Consider the following 16,661-nt stretch of genomic DNA (forward strand, 5'->3'; position numbering starts at 1 on the left):
GTTTACGGACGCGTGCAAACCATCGCCGGTGCGTGCGCTTCGTCAGAAGTCGAACGTCGAGGTCAGCGACACGGTCCGCTCCAGGCCAATCCCCAACTGGCTCGAACCCGCCGACGCCCAGTAATGCTTGTTGAACGCGTTCTCGACGTTCAGCTGGAACGTGGCGTTGCGGCCGAGAATGCGGGTCGCGTAACGCGCGCCTGCGGAGAACAACGTGTAGCCGGGAATCGTCGCCTGATTCGCATCGTTGATCGGACGCGCGCCGATGAAATACGCACCGCCATTCACCGAAAGCCCCGTGACGTGCGGCACACGGTAGTTCAGGAACACACTGCCGGTATAACTCGGCGTGTTTTCCGGACGCTTGCCGAGCGTGGTCGCGTCGGTGCTGTCGACGATTTCCGCGTTCAGCCACATGCCGGTCGTCACGATCGACAGATCGCGCGTGATGTCGCCCTGATACGAGAACTCGATGCCGCGATACCGTCCGACACCGTTGAGCGCGTAGACGTTGTCCGCGTCGGTGCCAGCCGAAGGCTGACGGATCTGGAACACCGCAATCGATGCCAGCGAGTCGTTATTGAAACGATGCCGGATACCGATTTCTTCCTGCTTGCTGACCGCGGCCGGCAACACCTGATACGCGTTCGATGCCGTGGCGGGCGCGCTGCCGCCCGATTCCAGACCTTCGATATAACTCGCGTAAATGCTGGTTTGCGGCGTCAGTTTGTACAACAGGCTCGCCGACGGCGACGTGCGATTCACGTCCTGCGTAACGGTATTGGCCTGGGTCGCGTGGTAGTCCGAGTAGCGCACGCCTGCGGTGAATTGCAGATCCCGGGTCAGCCCGATCCGGTCGAAAACGTACGCGCCGCGGTTACTGATGTGCTGCGCGTAGAACGCCTTCGAACCCGCCGCCGTCAGGTTCGTGATGCTGACCGGCGAATACAGGTTTTGCGTTGCGGTGTAGTAGTACGTCGTGAAATCAGGCTGGTACAGCCAGTTCTCGACCACGCCGAACGTCACGTCGTGCGAAATGCGGCCGGTGTCGAACGCGCCGTTGATTTCCGCGCGCACGTTCTTGTTCTCGTAGAACTGGCCGTTCTGCTTGCTGCCTTGCAAGGTGCCGACGCCCGTATTGACGTTGTACTTTTGCAGAATCCACAGCCACCGGTTGCGTTGCGTGATCGACTGCCCGATCGACACGTTCGCGCTCCAGTTGTCACTGATCAGGTAATCCGCGCGTAACACCTGGCTGGTCGCCGTCGACGTGGTTTTCTTGTCGTTCGGCGACAGCAGCGTCGACGCGTCCGGCAGATGCGGCAACGTGATCACGCCGTTCACCGCAGCCAGCGGCGTAATGCCCGCCTGCTCGACCACGCGTTGATCGATATGTTCGAGGTCGTACTTGAAGCTCAGCTTGCGGGTCGGTTTCCAGTCGAGCGCGACGCTTTCGAACTTGCGATAACCGCGATCGCCGTCGATCGGCGTTTCGACGTGTTCGTCCATCGCGTTGACGCGAATGCCGAACTGGTTGTCCGCGCCGAAGCGGCGCGCGAGATCCGCGTGCACGCCCACGGAGCCGTGTGAATCGACCAGCAGCGACGCCGACGTCACCGGCGTATCGCCCGCCCGCTTCATCACCATGTTGACGATCCCGGCTGGCACCGTGAAGCCGTAATACAGCGCCGACGCGCCCTTCAATACTTCGACGCGCTCCTTGTCCTCCATCGGCATCCAGATATTGTTGTCGATGGGCAGCACGCCGTCGAGGTAATAGCTTTGACGGTTATCGAGCGCAATCCCGCGAATCGACAACTGGTCGTACGAGATGCCGCTCAACTGCTGACGCGTGACCCCCGCGACATTGCGCAACGCGTCGAACAGACCGGTGGCGGCCTGCGCCTGCAACACCTCGCTCGTGACGACGTTGACCGTCGCGGGCACGTCGAGCGCGTCGAGGCCGCGATACTGGCCGGTCTGCACGGTTTTCGCTGCGTACGGACTGGCGGCTTGCGCGTTGGCGCCCTTCACCGTCACCGGTGCGAGCGTGCCGCCGTCGTGCGCGGAATTCGCCGGCACGGACGACGCACCGTCCGCGACCGCCGCGCTTGCGGCAGCGTCGCTGGCGGCATACGCGAAGGCGGGCGAAATCATCGCCAGCAATGCGCTGACGGTCAGTCGGCATCGAACGGCGCGATAGCGCGGTTGGCGTTTCGTGGTGCGGCGCTGGCGGCTTGAAGCCTTATTCATAGGACATCGGTACAGGTAGACAAAGGACGGCCCGGACGGCGAACGACCGGTCAAAAGCAAACGCGAATCATTCCTATCTAGGCGAAAGATTGGTGTTTATACCTATGAAAATTTAACAAAGCAAGGAAATGGGAAGGCATCGTCAGCGCTTGGAAAGATATTTCCGGGCGCAGAAAATCAGGCAGAACGACTCCTGATACGAAGATTTGACAGATATTTAGCCGATCTTGGACGACGAACGGGATCGATAGATGGATCTGTCACCCGTTTTACCGAACGCGCGGTCATGTCCCAACAGATGGAATTGAAAGCCGATGTGTGTCACGCGTGCAACGCACTCGCAAGCCGTTCCTGCACGCTCGCGACGCATCCCAACGCAGCCGGCACCACCCGGTTCGCCGACGCGCCGTTATAAAACAGCTGGACGGTTTCGAGAAAACGCGCGCCCGGCAGCGGCAGGATGGTCAGTGCCGCGCGATTCGCGCCACGTCGCGCGACGGTCAACGGCATCAGCGCCAGAAACGGATAGCTGGCGAGCATTGCTTCGTTGGCTTGCAGCGAGATCGATTGAACGCAGCCGTCGGGAAAAGCGAGCCCGGCCTCGCGCAGCCAGCTTTCGAGCGCGAGGCAGGTCGGCGCCTCGCGCGGCGGCAGTATCCACGGCAAGCCGGCGAGATCGGTGGCGACGACATGGCGCCGGGTCGCCAGCGGATGATCGCGCCCGCACACGATCACGATCGGATCGTCGACGATCACTTGCGACGCAAATCCGGCCGCATCCGGGTTCGACGGCCCGGTCCGGCTCAACACGAAATCCAGCGCACCCGTAGCCAGCATGGGAAACAGCCGGTCGCTGGTGGCCTCGAAAAACGACACGTTCACATGCGGCGCGCGCTTTTTCAGTTCCACCACCAGTTCGGGCGCAAACACCGGCATCACGGTCGCCACCGCCCCGACCGCAATCTTTCCGGAGATTCCGCTGCTAAGCGAATCGACCTCGTAGCGCGCCTGTTCGAGCTGGTGAAACACCTCGCGGGCGCGCTTCATCAGCGTCTCGCCGACCGCAGTGAAATACAGCCGGTTGCCGCTGCGCGCCAGCACCGGCACGCCGAGCCCGGCTTCTAGTTCGGCCAGTTGCTTCGACACGGCCGGCTGCGTCACGTTGAGTCGCTCGGCGACCAGACGGATCTGTCCGAGGCTGTCGAACAGCGTCAACAGACGCAGATGGCTGAGCTTCAGCCCGGCCTGGAAGAATCGCTCGACGGGGTCCATGAATGCGGTCCAGAAGCGGTTGCGGGAAAGCGGAACGTGCAGCGTGGCGCGCGACACGCACATAACTCATGGTTATGCGCACAGCAAAAAATGTCAATTGCTTCTCATGCGTTCAGCTACCACTATGACTTCAGGAGACGCGGCGCATTGCAGATGCCGCCCACGATACAGACATGAAAACCACCAACGTCCTCTTCATTCTGTCCGACGAACATCAGCACGACCTGATGCGATGCGCGGGCCATCCGTTTATCCAGACACCGAATCTCGACGCGCTCGCGGCGCGCGGCACGCGTTTTCGCAACGCGTATACGCCTTCGCCGATCTGCGTGCCGGCGCGCGCGAGTCTCGCGACCGGCCGCTACGTGCACGATATCCGCTGTTGGGACAATGCGATTGCGTACGACGGCGCGTCGCCCGGTTGGGCGCAATATCTGACGCAAAGCGGCTTGCTGACGGAATCGATCGGCAAGCTGCATTACCAGTCGGAAGCGGCGCCGGTCGGGTTTCGGCGGCAACAACACGTGGTGCATATTCTCGACGGCATCGGCCAGGTCTGGGGTTCGGTGCGCAATCCGATGCCCGAGACGATGGGCCGCTCGCCGCTGTACGACAAGATCGGTGCGGGCACGTCCGACTACAACCGCTTCGATGCACGCGTCGCCGATACCGCCGTGGACTGGCTCGGCCAGCACACCGACGACAGCACACCGTGGACGCTGTTCGTCGGCCTGGTCGCGCCGCACTTTCCGCTGGTCGTGCCGCAGCAGTATCTGGATCTGTACGACCCGCGCGATATTCCGATGCCGCTGCTGCATCCGTCGAGCGGCTATGTGCGTCATCCGTGGGTCGAACGGCAGGCGCGTCACATGGATCACGACGCGGCGATCGGCAGCGACGAACGGCGGCGTCTCGCGGTGGCGTGCTACTTCGCGCTGGTCACGTTCATGGACGCGCAGGTCGGCAAGATGCTCGCCGCGCTCGAACGCCACGGCCTCGCGGACACCACCACCGTGATCTACGGCAGCGATCACGGCGACAACCTCGGCAAGCGCGGCATGTGGAACAAATGCCTGATGTATCGCGAATCGACCGGCGTGCCGATGATCGTCGCGGGACCGGGCATTCCTGTCGGCAAGGTGAGCGACACGCCGGTCTCGCTGATCGACATCCAGAACACGATTCTCGATCTCACCGGCTGCGACGCCGCGCTGCAATCCGGACCGGGCGAATCGCTGGCGAAACTCGCCAATCTGCCCGACCAGCCCGAACGTCTCGCGTTCAGCGAATACCATGCGGTCGGTTCGGACGCGGCGGCGTACATGCTTGCGAGCCGCGATTTCAAGTACCACTATTACGTCGGCATGCGGCCGGAACTGTTCGACCTGCGAGTCGATCCGGAAGAACTGAACGATGTCGCCGCCGATCCGGACTATGCGGAGATTCTGGCGTGGTTCGATGCGAAACTGCACGCGCTGCTCGATCCCGAAGCCACCGACGCCGCCGCGAAAGCCGATCAGGACGCGTTGATCGAAGCGTTCGGCGGACGCGAGGCGGCGCTGAAAACCGGCACGCCCGCGGCGACGCCGGTGCCGGTCGAATAGCCGGCGAACGTGACAGCGAAGCAGGCTCAAAGCAGGCTCAACGCGCAACAGAAGCGGCATCGTGAAGTAACACCGACACATAAAAAATATTGACGGAGACAGACATGGCCTCAGCCGACATCGCGGCGGTCTCTCAGCGGCCCGCACTCAGAAACAAGTGGAAAACGGTGATTCTCGCGAGCCTGGGCGGCTCGCTGGAAATCTACGATTTCATTATCTACGGCGTGTTCGCGCGTGAAATCGCCCGGCAGTTTTTCCCTGCGTCCGATCCGGTTGCGTCGCTGATCAGCACCTTCAGCGTGTTCGCGATCGGCTACGTGTCGCGGCCGCTCGGCGGGATCGTGTTGAGCAGTCTCGGCGACCGCTACGGGCGTCGCGTGATCTTTCTGGTCTCCGTGCTGGCCATGTCCGCATCGACGATCGGCATCGGGCTGATTCCGTCGTACGCGAGCATCGGCGTATTCGCGCCGGTTCTGCTGATCCTGCTGCGGCTCGCGCAGGGCTTCTTTCTCGCGGGCGAATTGCCCTGCTCGATCACCTACGTGGTCGAGGAAATTCCGGCGCGCGCGAGTCTCGTCAGCGGTCTGGTGATCTTTTGCCTGAACTCCGGCGTGCTGACCGCGACGCTGATCAGTCTGGTGCTGCACGCAAGCCTGAGCCCCGTCGACGTCGTCACCTACGGCTGGCGCATCGCGTTCATGTTCGGCGGCGTGATCGGCCTGCTGTCGTACTGGTTGCGCACGTCGCTCGAAGAATCCACCGAATTCCAGCGGCTGCGCAGTCACAAAGTGAAGCGGCCGTTCCGCACGGTGTTGACCGGGTTTCCGAAACAGATTGCGATCGGCGTCGGCGTGGCGGGCATCGTCAACGCGTCGAACAGCCTGCTGTTCGTCGTGATGCCGTCGTATATGACGACGGTGCTGCACTACGCGCCCGGCGCGACCAGCGCGGGGCAAAACCTCGGCATCGCGACGATGTCGGCGTCGCTGCTGTTTTTCGCGTGGCTCGGCGATCATGTGCCCGCGCGTCACTGGCATCGCGTCGGCGCACTGGTGATGGTGTTCGGCAGCTATCCGTTCTACCGGCTGGTCGCCACGCACGGCATCGATCCGCTCGCCGCGTTTGCGATCATGGGCGCGGTCGGCGGCTTCGTGAACGGCGCGTACGCGTTCCTGCTCGCCGACCTGTTCCCGACCCAGGTGCGCTTCAGCGGTATCGCGCTGTCGCTGAATCTGGCGACCGTCCTGTTCACCGGCATCACGCCGCTGCTCGTCACGCAACTGCTGCACCGGACCGGCTCGCTCGCCGCGCCCGGCCTCTTTCTGACCGGCGTGGCGTTGATCGCGCTGATCGCGGGCGCGGGCGTCCGGCGCGTCAGCGGACACGTCAATCGCGCGCTGTCGCAAGCTTAAGCATATGAACGATCACGCACCTGGTTTCGTCGCAACGGCAACGCCGGTTTCGTCGGCGGATCTGCATCGCGCTCTGGTCGAGCGACTCGGCGCGGACTGTGTCTCCATGGATCCATCCGTGTTCGATGCGCACGCGGGCGACTGGAGCGACGCGCCGCGCGTGCGCCCTGGCATGGTCGTGATGCCGCGCACGCCCGCCGACGTCGCGCGCGCACTCGGCATCCTCGCGAGCTTTGGACAAAGCGTCGTGGTGCAAGGCGGACTGACCGGCCTCGCGGGCGGCGCGACGCCGCAGCCCGGCGAAGTCGCGCTGTCGCTGTCGCGGCTGACCGCGATCGAAGCGTTCGACCGGCTCGGCGGCACGATCAGCGTGCAAGCCGGACTGGCGCTCGAACAGTTGCAGAACGCAGTCGAAGCGGAAGGCTGGTTTTTTCCGCTCGACCTCGGCGCGCGCGGCACCTGCCAGATCGGCGGCAACGCCGCGACCAACGCGGGCGGCAATCGCGTCGTACGTTTCGGCACGATGCGCGAGTTGATCCTCGGCATGGAAGTCGCGCTGCCCGACGGCACCGTGCTGTCGATGATGAACAAGGTCACGAAAAACACCACCGGCATCGACCTGAAACAGATGTTTATCGGCTCCGAAGGCGTGCTCGGTGTCATCACGCGGCTGGTGCTGAAGCTCGAACCGAAACCCGCCGCAGCCAATACGGCGCTGTGCGCGCTCGGATCGTTCGACGACGCGACGCATCTGCTGAAAGCGTTGCGCGTGCAGTTGCCGGGTTTGTCGTCGTTCGAACTGATGTGGGACGGCTTCATGCGCGCGGCGATGGATATCGCCGCGTTGAAAGCGCCGTTCGGCGACGCGTATCCGGTCTACGTGCTGGTCGAAACGCTCGGCGACTCGGCCGAAGACGACCGGCTCGCACTCGAACGCGCGCTCGAACGTGCGCTCGATGCAGGCCTCGTTCAGGACGTGATCGTCGCGCAATCGATCGATCATTCGCGGCAGTTGTGGGCGTATCGCGAGACCGTCGGCGAGTTGCTGTCGAAGCTCAAGCCGCACGCCGCGTTCGACGTCGGCGTGCCGATGGACGCGATGGATGCGCTCGTCAATCGCGTCCACGACACGCTCGGCGCGCGCTTTCCTGCGCAGACGCATCTGTTTTTCGGCCATCTCGGCGACGGCAACCTGCATCTGCTGTCGGGTCCGTATGCGGACGCCGACGCGCTGCTGCACGTCGAGGAAGTCGTGTATCAGGCTGTCAGCGAGGCCGGCGGCTGCATTTCCGCCGAGCACGGCATCGGCGTGATCAAGCAGTCGTTCCTGCCGCTGAGCCGTTCGGACGCGGAGTTGACGTTGATGAAGCAACTCAAGTCCCTGCTCGATCCACAAGGCATTCTCAACGCGAATCGTGTGCTGATCTAACCAGCTTCGCGCAGTCTCCTGCCCAACGGCGTGACGCGGATTTCCGCGGACACGCCGTTTTTGCGTCAGCGCCCGCTGATCCGCTGGGGAAACGCATTCCCATTCGGCAAGAAAAACCGCCACGACCTCCGAATCTTTCAAAACCCTTATGCAACAAGGCGTTGCGGCCTCCGTCGCATCCCTGTAAACCCTAAATTTCATAATCCTCAAATGCGAATGATTTGCATTCGCAGAAAAAGTCTCGCATCATACGAATATTGATCATCGACCGCAGGTCACCATGAACTCCTCGATTCCGACCGCCGCCCTGCTGCAAACCCGCCACGCCGCAACGCCCGAGTCCGCGCAAACCGTCCTCGACGCGCTGCTGTCGCGGCAGTCGCACTGGCCGCTGAACGAGCCCGCGCCGAATCCCGACGAACTCGCGCAGATTTTCGACACCGCGATGCGCGCGCCGGATCACGGCAAGCTGCGCCCGTGGCGTTTCGTGACGATTCGCGGCGATGCGCGTCTCGCGCTCGGCGAAGTGCTGGTCGACACGGCCAGCGCGCGCTCGCCGGAGGATCCGCGTACGGCCCACGCGCACCGAAGCCAGCGCGCGCTGGCCGCGCCGCTGATCATCGCGCTGGCGGCCGCTGTCGAGCGTCGCTCGAACGTGCCGGAGATCGAACAGTTGATGGCGGTCGGCGCCGCCACGATGAATCTACTGAACGCGATCCACGCGCTCGGTTACGGCGGATTCTGGGCGACCGGCGCGGACTCGTACGAACCCGCGATGCACGCCGCGCTCGGTTTCGCGGACAACGAACAGCTGCTCGGCTTTCTGTTCGTCGGGACGCCGCAAGCGCAATCGGCAGCGCGTCCCGTCGCACGACCGGACCACGCCGCGTATGTACGCGAATGGCTCGGACCGGCGAATCGCTAGTCGCGCCGGCCCCCGATCCGCGTGCCGCCCGTTGCGCGCGCACCGATCCCACCGATAGCAATCCATCGTCAGCCGGAGGCTGCATGAATATCGACAACCCTTCCCCGCGCGAACACTCGCTGTACGAGGAATCGTTTGCGCATTATCCCCACGTCGCGGAACAGATGGTTCTGACGGCGGTGCGGACGTGGTTACGCCCGACCTGCGGCGCAGTGCGTCGCGGCGAAGACTGGCGCGACATCCTGACCGAAGCCGGCATCAGTTCGCTCGGCATCAATTGCTTCGACATGCTGATGTGTTCGCTTAGCCATGCATCCGGCAAACCGCTCGATATGCGCTGCCGCTGCGCGACCGATCTCGCGAAAGACGAAGCATCGCTGTTGCAGACCGTCGCGCTGCTGCAAATCACCTGCGACGCCGAAGCGACGCAATTGCTCGACGCGTGGTTGCCGCATCCGACCGTCAGCACGGTCATCAAGAATCTGCGCTGGGTGGCGCTCGCGCTACTCGACGCCGGTCTCGTGATTCGCGTGCGCGCGCGTCGGGTGACCTATCTGCACTAAAAAAGGACCATCGAATGCCGATGAAATCCGCCGTTTCGATCTCGACCGGCAGCGTCCCGCGCGTGGAGAACCGCATCGCGATGAAGCCGCTCGCCCCGCGCACACTGCTTGATTCGCCGGAACTCGAATTCGTGTCGCGACGTTTCCAGACACGTATTCCGAGCGGCCTCGCGCGTCCCGCGCCAACCGAATTGCAACTGTGGCGGTTCCGGCCGGAGTGGCGCGCGATGTCGCGCGAAGCCGGTTACGACTGTTTGTCGAAAGCGGAACTCGCACGGATCCGCAACACGCCGAATCCGGTTTTAGGCAAACGTTTCGCAGTCGGCCGCGCGGTGTTGCGCGAGATTCTGGCGGGCATCGAAGGCTGTCCCGCGAGTGATATTGCGTTGAGCGAAGGCGTGGGTGGACGGCTGAAACTGACGGGCGATCATGCGCCGCTGTCGATATCGATTGCGTATGCGGGCATCTGGATCCTCGCCGGCATCAGCACGCGTCCGCTCGGACTCGCCGCGTCGATGCCGGGCGTCAATCCGCCAACTGTCGACGAGATCGACAGTATCGAGCGGCATGTCGAACTGCGTAGTCAGGTGCGCCACGCGAGCCTCGTCGATGCAGCAGGTACACCGGGTGGCCTCGCGATCGTCGCCGCCGACAGCCACACCCTGAGCATCGACGACCCGATCGTGCGGATCGACACGCCGCACGCTGGACACTGGCAAGTGCTCGATCTGCCGATGCCCGGCGCGATCTACGCGGCCGCCGCCGTGACGTATCCGGTGCGGCGCGTGACCGCGTTCGGCTGGGGCGACAGATAACGCGAAGCGACGCCTACCCGCTTCGCGCCGCCTTCTTTTCAGCGTCCGTCCGGGCTCACCGAAACCGCTGCCGGAACTGCTGCGGTGTGCTGCCGAATGCACGCCGGAACATCACCGTGAACGTGCGGACATCCGCATAGCCGAGATCCTGCGCAACCTGCGCGACGGCATGCCCCACCGACAACTTCGACATCGCTTCGGCCAGCCGCAACTGTTCGCGCCACTGCCCGAAGGTCATTCCGGTTTCGTCGCGAAACATCCGCGCGAGCGTACGCGAACTCGCGCCGACACGCTCCGCCCAACGCTCGAGCGTATCGCTGCTCGACGGCTGCGCGACGAGGCTATCGCAGATGCTGCGCAAACGCGGACTGACCGGCAACGGCAAGCGCGCATCGTGCGTGTCCTGCGCGGCTTCGTCGCGATTGTCCGCGTCCTGCAGCAGCCGCAAGATCAGCGGCACGATCAGCGCATTGCGACTGTCGGCGGGATCGTCGAGACCAGGATCGAACATGCCGAGAATCGTCGCGCGCAACAGTTCGCCGACCGCGATCACACGGCAATCGTGTGTCTGCTGCGGCAACGAATCCGGCTCGATATAGAGCGTGCGCATCGACACTTCGCCGACCATATGCAACTCGTGCTCGACCTGCGAGCCGATCAGCAACGCGTGACCCGGCGTCAGCATCCACAGCCCAAGCGGCGTCACCACTCGCACGATGCCGGTGGTGGCGTAGATCAGTTGCATCCGGTGATGAAGATGGGCGATTTCGTGCGCGCCGTCGCTGTACTCGATTTCCTGCGCAATCACTTTCCGGGCGGCCATCGTGTCGCCGTAAGTCTGCAATTTCGGTTTATGCATGACCGCTTTAGAACGTTATTTTTGTTAAATACATGGATTGAGACACGCATGTCCTGTTTTATGCCAAAGTTGTCCTGACTGTGCACAAGGCCAACCATTATAGTGTCGCCAGTTCGGCACAGACCGACTCTCTCCTCTGCGGTCCCCAATCGCTCAAACACTTTATCGATGGCCATCAAGAGCCCGTCGTAACCGCTTTTTCTTCGTCCGCCGCGAGCACTTCGCGACGACGTTTACTGTCGATTGGGGATATCCACATGAATACCGGGGTGCGCGGCTCGACCGCGCTGAGCTTGCTGTTGTGTCTATTGGGCGGAACGTCGGCGGTCTATGCACAGACATCGACCACGCAGTCCGCCGCGACAGCCGACGGCGCGCAGTTGCCGACCGTCAAAGTCAACGCCGCCGACGCCGACTCGCATACCGGCGTCGCTGACGGTTATGTGCCGGTTACGGCTACCACCGCCACCAAAACCGACACGCCGCTGATCGAGACGCCGCAATCGGTTTCCGTCGTCACGCAGGCGCAAATGACGGCTCAAGCGGCGACCAGCGTGGCCGCAGCGCTGCGTTACACGTCGAGCGTGCTGCCCGAATTGCGCGGCGCATCGACCGACGGCGCACCGTATCTGTATAGCCGCGGCTTCGTGCTCGAACAGTTCATGGACGGCACGCGGATGCCGAGCGACACCAGCTTCGGCTACGCCGTGCCGAACTTCGACCCTTACGGACTCGAACGGATCGACGTGCTGCATGGCCCGTCGTCGGTGCTGTATGGACAGGCGAATCCCGGCGGGGTCGCGAACCTGGTCAGCAAGCGCCCGACCACCACGCCGATCCACGAAGTGTTCGTGACCACCGGCAGCCACAATCGCGCCGAATTCGGTTTCGATCTGGGCGGCGCGCTGACCGCCGACGGCAAACTGTCGTACCGGTTGACCGGTCTTGGGCTCGATACCGGCACGCAGGTCGACGGCGTGAAGCAGAAACGCATCTATATCGCACCCGCCGTTACGTGGAAGCCCGACGACAACACCACGCTGACCGTGATGGCCAAATATCAGCGCGATCCGGATGTCGGTTACTACAACTATGTGCCCGCGATCGGCAGCATTCTGGACAACCCGAACGGTCAGATTTCGAGTCATACGAACGTCGGCGACGAGAATTACGATCACCACACGCGGACCCAGTATTCGGTCGGCTACGAGTTCGAACATCGCTTCAATCCGGTCTGGACCGTGCGTCAGAACCTGCGCTATACGGTCGTCAGCGACGATCTCGCCAACGTGTTCCCATATCCGAACGGCTATGCGACCGGCTCCACGACCACCATCAACCGCTACGCGTTCACCAACGACGAAACCGCGAAATTCTTCACCGTCGACAACCAGGCGCAAGCGAAATTCACGACCGGTCCGCTCGCTCATACGGCGCTGTTCGGTTTCGATTTTCAGCGCGTCTGGTTCAAGCAGACAGTCGGATCGAACTTCGTCGAGCCGACGCTGAACCTGTTCAATCCGGTCTATCTGCCGATCACCGGCACCACCGCCACGTCCAACGACATGGTGCGGATGAAGCAGTTCGGCGCGTACGCGCAAGATCAGATCGCCTATGGAAAATGGCGCTTCCTGATGGGCGTGCGGGAAGACTGGGCCGCCGCCGACGACACCAATCCGCTACAAGGCTATGCGTTGACGCAATCGCAACGCGCGTTCACGTGGCGCACCGGCCTCGTCTATCTATTCGACAACGGACTCGCGCCGTACGCGAGCTATTCGAAGTCGTTCGACCCGCAGATCGGCTCGACCTACACCGGCGCGCCGCTGAAACCGACCACCGCCGAACAGTATGAAATCGGCATCAAGTATCAGCCGCGCGGCTACAACAGCTTTATCACCGCGTCGCTGTTCGACCTGCGCGAACGCAATGTGGCGAGCAGCGATGCGGACCACTCCGGATACAGCGTACAGATCGGCCAGGTGCGCGCGCGCGGACTCGAACTGGAAGGACATGCGAGCCTGAGCGACAATCTCGACCTCGTCGCGTCGTACACGTATCTGAACAACGTGACGACACAGAGCAACCTCACCGGCACCACGATCGACGGCGCGACGGTATCGCTGCAAGGCCTGCAACCGTGGGGTATTCCGCGTCACTCCGCATCCGCGTGGCTCGATTACACGCTGCACGCAGGCACATTCCGCGGCCTCGGATTCGGCGGCGGCGTGCGCTATGTCGGCGCGAGCTACGATCAGACCAACACGATCCATGTCGGCTCGCGCACGCTGATCGACGCGGCCGTGCATTACGACACCGGCAAGCACTGGTTGTTCTCGGTGAACGGCACCAACCTGTTCAACCGGCAATACGTGGCCGCGTGCCAGAGCGGCGGCATCTGCAATTTCGGCGACGGCGTCGAAGTGCTGGCATCGGCGCGGTATCGGTGGTGATGGGCAATCTCGACAGGACGCATCGCGGAGTGACATGCTGAGACGACAGTTTTTGCAGGCCGCCGCACTCGCGCCGTGTTTCGGCGCGAGTGCGGCCGTGTCACGCGCGGCGCAACCGGCTCGCGCGCCGGTTGTGCCGCGCGTCGTCGTGCTCGACTGGGGCGTGCTCGAAACCTTGCTGGCGATGGGCGTCGTGCCCGTGGGCGCAGCGGAAATCGACAGTTATCGTGACAGCGTGGTGTCGCCCGACGTGCCGTCCAGCGTGGCGGACGTCGGCTTGCGTCTTGCGCCGAGTCTCGAACTGCTGCAACAGATCGCGCCCGATCGCATCCTGATCAACTCCAGCCAGGAATCGCAACGCGCGATGCTCGAACGCATCGCGCCCGTCGATGCATTCGCGATCTACACCGATGCCGGTGCGCCGTATCAGCGCTCGCAGGCGGTCACGCTACAGCTCGGTCGCCTGTGCGCATGCGAAGCTGCCGCGCGCGACCTGATCGCTTCGACACAACAGCGGCTGACGACGGCGCGTGCGCATATCGCCACCCAACGCGCAACACAACGCGGCACGGCTCACGCCACCCGGCCGCTGTATCTGATCCGCTTTTTCGATGCGCGGCATATCGGCGTCTACGGCGCGCACAGCCTGTTTCAGGACGTGCTCGATGCGCTCGACGCATCGAATGCATGGCGCGGCCAGACCGATTACTGGGGCATCGGCGTGACCGGAATCGAAGCGCTGGCGGCCGCGCCCGACGCCGACGTGCTGTACTTCGACCCGCTGCCCGGCGGCGTCGCGCGCACACTCGCGACCAACCGCCTCTGGCACGCATTGCCCGCAGTCGCGGCAGGCCGCGTCGCGGCGATGCCGCCGTTCTGGGGCTTCGGCATGTTGCCGTCGGCGGCGCGTTTCGCCGACGCGTTGTCCGCGGTGTTAGCGGATGGCTCGTCCGCCCAAGCCGCCGTCGCGCGAGCGCCGTTATGACCGTGATGCGCATTCACGCTCTCCAGGCCGGCGCGCGTGCATGGCTGCCCGCCGCGCTGACCCTGCTCGCTTTCGCCACCGCGAGCGCGCTGAGTATCGCGAGTCTGTCCGCGATCCTGCCGCCGTCGCTGTGGTGGCACGCGCTACATTCGCCCGATCCGCACGACATCCAGCAGATCATCGCGCACGACAGCTGGTTGCCGCGTCTCGTCGTCAGCTGGCTGTGCGGCGCGCTGCTCGGTCTGGCGGGGACCGTCTTCCAGCAAGTGTTGCGCAATCCGCTCGCCGAACCGATGACGCTCGGCGTGTCCGCCGGCGCGCAACTCGCGCTGACGCTCGCCACGTTGTGGGCGCCTGCATTGCTCGGCGACATGCAGCCGTGGGTCGCGCTCGCCGGCGCGACGATCAGCGCGGCGCTCGTGTTCGCGCTGTCGTGGCGCAGCCAGCTTGCGCCCGTCACCGTGGCCGTTGCAGGGCTGGTCGTGACGCTGTATTGCGGCTCGATCGGCGTGGCGCTGCAACTGTTCTACGCGCCGTATCTGCGCGGGCTGTTTATCTGGGGCGGCGGCTCATTGGTCCAGCAGGACTGGCACACGGTGACGATGCTCGGCGCGCGCCTCGCGATCGGCGGCGCGCTTGCGTTCGCGCTGCTCAAGCCCATGACGCTGTTCGGCCTCGACGACGCGAACGCGCACAGCCTCGGCCTGTCGTTGCGACGGATGCGGCTCGCTGCGCTCGCGCTCGCCGTCGTGCTGAGCGCGGCCGTGGTGAGTGCAGTCGGCGTGATCGGCTTTGTCGGACTGGCTGCGCCCGCGCTCGCCAGCATGGCCGGCGCGCGACGTCTGTCGCAACGGCTGTGGGCCGCGCCCTTATGCGGCGCGCTACTGTTGTGGCTCACCGATCAGGCCGTCCAGCAGATGTCCGGCCTCATGGGCGACCTGATTCCGACCGGCGCGGCCACCGCGCTGGCCGGCGCGCCGTTGATGCTGATGCTGCTCGCGCGAATGCGTCGCGCGTCGCCACTGCCCGTCACGCGCGACGACGGTTTTCCCGCGCATCCGGTGTCGCGCGTCACGATGCGCTGGCGCTTCGTCGCGATTGCGCTGCTGTGCGTCGCGACGCTCGCGATTGCGCTCGACTTCGGTCGCGGCGCGCACGGCTGGCACTTCAGCGGCCTCGAAGAATGGTCGCGCGTCGCGATCTGGCGCGCGCCGCGCGCAGTCGCCGCGCTCGCGGCCGGCGCGATGCTCGCGGTCGCGGGCGCGTTGATGCAGCGCGTGACCGGCAATCCGCTGGCGAGTCCCGAAGTGCTCGGCGTCAGCGCAGGCGCGGCGTTGGGGCTGATCGTCGTGGTGGTCGGCATGGGCGACGCAGGACCGGCCACACGGCTTGCCGCGACCACGCTCGGCGCGTTGAGCGCACTGCTTGCGATCCTGTGGTTTTCGAGCCGTTCGCGCTTCGCGCCGGACCGCGTCCTGCTGGCCGGCATTGCGATCGGCGCGTTGTTTCAGGCAGTGGTTGCCGTGGCGATCGCAAGCGGCGGCGAACATGCGACGACCTTACTGCAATGGCTGGCCGGTTCGACCTACACGATCACGCCACGCGACGCCGCGCTTACGCTCGGCATCGGTGTGCTCCTCTGTGCGCTGACGCCGTTGTGCAATCGCTGGCTGCAAATCCTGCCGCTCGGCGATGCGTCCGCGCAGGCTATCGGCGTCCAGACGGGACGGGCGCGGCTCGTGTTGCTCGGGCTGATCGCGCTGCTCACCGCGGCCGCCACGTTGAGCGTTGGACCGTTGTCGTTCGTCGGGCTGACCGCGCCGCATTTCGCGCGGCTTGCCGGCGCGCGACGCCCGTTGCATCAGGCGATGCTGGCCGCACCGATTGGCGCATTGACGATCCTCGTCGCCGACTGGCTGGGCCGTGTGCTGTTGATGCCGCGCGAATTGCCCGCCGGACTGGTCGCGACGCTGATCGGCGCGCCGTATCTGCTGTGGCTGCTTGCGAAGCGGCGTTGAGTCGGGCGCGACACTCATCACCGCCTTGGCGCGCGCGACTAAAAATCCTTTGACGGCAATATTGACTCGGCTA

Annotated in this window: 12 protein-coding genes; 9 read left to right on the forward strand and 3 right to left on the reverse strand. The window is 64.2% G+C overall.

What is annotated here, in order from left to right:
- Window positions 1-42: 42 nt before the first annotated feature.
- Entirely contained in the window at window positions 43-2,253 is a 2,211-nt protein-coding gene (locus PW947_RS00935) for a TonB-dependent siderophore receptor (protein ID WP_299628823.1), read from the reverse strand.
- 321 nt (window positions 2,254-2,574) lie between these two features.
- Window positions 2,575-3,582 (reverse strand): LysR substrate-binding domain-containing protein, encoded by a 1,008-nt coding sequence (locus PW947_RS00940; RefSeq protein ID WP_299628827.1) that lies wholly within the window; start codon window positions 3,580-3,582, stop codon window positions 2,575-2,577.
- A gap of 116 nt (window positions 3,583-3,698) precedes the next feature.
- Between PW947_RS00940 and PW947_RS00945 the strand changes: the two genes are divergently transcribed.
- The 6 genes from PW947_RS00945 to PW947_RS00970 all read left to right on the forward strand — a co-directional run bounded on the left by PW947_RS00945 (window position 3,699) and on the right by PW947_RS00970 (window position 10,273).
- Window positions 3,699-5,129: a sulfatase-like hydrolase/transferase gene (locus PW947_RS00945; RefSeq protein ID WP_299628828.1), complete on the forward strand. Its 1,431-nt coding sequence runs from the start codon at window positions 3,699-3,701 to the stop codon at window positions 5,127-5,129.
- Window positions 5,130-5,233: 104 nt separating this feature from the next.
- A complete protein-coding gene (locus tag PW947_RS00950; protein WP_299628830.1) occupies window positions 5,234-6,541 on the forward strand; it encodes an MFS transporter in 1,308 nt (435 codons plus the stop codon).
- Between the two features lie 106 nt (window positions 6,542-6,647).
- Window positions 6,648-7,970, forward strand: coding sequence for an FAD-binding oxidoreductase (locus PW947_RS00955; protein ID WP_299628832.1), 1,323 nt, complete (start codon window positions 6,648-6,650; stop codon window positions 7,968-7,970).
- Window positions 7,971-8,250: 280 nt separating this feature from the next.
- Window positions 8,251-8,895 (forward strand): nitroreductase, encoded by a 645-nt coding sequence (locus PW947_RS00960; protein ID WP_299628833.1) that lies wholly within the window; start codon window positions 8,251-8,253, stop codon window positions 8,893-8,895.
- 83 nt (window positions 8,896-8,978) lie between these two features.
- On the forward strand, window positions 8,979-9,458 hold the full coding sequence (locus PW947_RS00965; protein WP_299628835.1) for a hypothetical protein: 480 nt from the start codon (window positions 8,979-8,981) through the stop codon (window positions 9,456-9,458).
- 20 nt (window positions 9,459-9,478) lie between these two features.
- On the forward strand, window positions 9,479-10,273 hold the full coding sequence (locus PW947_RS00970) for a hypothetical protein (protein WP_299628837.1): 795 nt from the start codon (window positions 9,479-9,481) through the stop codon (window positions 10,271-10,273).
- A gap of 55 nt (window positions 10,274-10,328) precedes the next feature.
- On the opposite strand, the gene PW947_RS00975 is transcribed toward PW947_RS00970, so the two are convergent.
- Window positions 10,329-11,132 (reverse strand): helix-turn-helix transcriptional regulator, encoded by an 804-nt coding sequence (locus PW947_RS00975; RefSeq protein WP_299628839.1) that lies wholly within the window; start codon window positions 11,130-11,132, stop codon window positions 10,329-10,331.
- 257 nt (window positions 11,133-11,389) lie between these two features.
- On the opposite strand from PW947_RS00975, the gene PW947_RS00980 reads away from it, so the two are divergent.
- From PW947_RS00980 to fhuB, 3 genes are read left to right on the forward strand one after another with little or no spacing between them, the layout of a single operon-like run.
- The gene (locus PW947_RS00980) at window positions 11,390-13,585 is read left to right on the forward strand and encodes a TonB-dependent siderophore receptor (protein WP_299628841.1); all 2,196 of its coding nucleotides are present in this window, start codon (window positions 11,390-11,392) and stop codon (window positions 13,583-13,585) included.
- A gap of 34 nt (window positions 13,586-13,619) precedes the next feature.
- Window positions 13,620-14,570 carry an ABC transporter substrate-binding protein gene (locus PW947_RS00985; RefSeq protein ID WP_299628843.1) on the forward strand — a complete coding sequence of 317 codons (951 nt, stop codon included), beginning with the start codon at window positions 13,620-13,622 and terminating at the stop codon, window positions 14,568-14,570.
- Window positions 14,567-16,588, forward strand: coding sequence for a Fe(3+)-hydroxamate ABC transporter permease FhuB (gene fhuB, locus PW947_RS00990; RefSeq protein WP_299628845.1), 2,022 nt, complete (start codon window positions 14,567-14,569; stop codon window positions 16,586-16,588). Before PW947_RS00985 ends, fhuB begins: the two co-directional genes overlap by 4 nt.
- Window positions 16,589-16,661 lie beyond the last annotated feature (73 nt).

This window comes from Paraburkholderia sp., from assembly GCF_028283785.1.
Taxonomy (GTDB): domain Bacteria; phylum Pseudomonadota; class Gammaproteobacteria; order Burkholderiales; family Burkholderiaceae; genus Paraburkholderia.